Origin of the sequence: Bowmanella yangjiangensis, from assembly GCF_017255015.1 — a bacterium.
GTDB classification, from domain to species: Bacteria; Pseudomonadota; Gammaproteobacteria; order Enterobacterales; family Alteromonadaceae; genus Bowmanella; species Bowmanella yangjiangensis.
In genome coordinates, this window is the sequence record NZ_JAFKCS010000669.1 from 1 (window position 1) to 394 (window position 394).

Here is a 394-nt window from a genome sequence, read left to right on the forward strand (position 1 = left end):
GCGTTTCGCACCGCGCAGACCTTCCGCCGCGAAGAAGGCCCCAGTCACGAGGCCAACATCGGCAAGCTGGCGCGCCATCGTGTCGACCTGGTGGTGAACGATCGTCGCACCGGCATGTTCCTGGCCAACCGCCTGGGGCTGGGCCGCAAGATCAGCTACAACGCGACGCCGGTCGGCCAGGACAATCTCTACCTGGCACTGGCCAGGACAGCGGAGCTGCGTACCCTGGCCCAGGCCTTCAGCGAGGAGTTGCGCCGTTTCAAGGCCGAGCCGGCCTATGCCGAGCTGCAGGCGCGCTACGCCGAATCGCCCGGCGCCGACGAAGCCTCCACGCCGTGAACCAGCCGACAGGCTGGTGGATGCGCAACGCGCAAGCTCTGTTATACTCGGGCCT

General features: G+C 67.3%; 1 protein-coding gene. It reads left to right on the forward strand.

What is annotated here, in order from left to right; translation table 11 throughout:
* Positions 1-339, forward strand: a 339-nt coding sequence (locus J0A65_RS26180) for a hypothetical protein (RefSeq protein ID WP_206597112.1), incomplete at its 5' end; no start/stop codon positions are given.
* Positions 340-394: the final 55 nt, after the last annotated feature.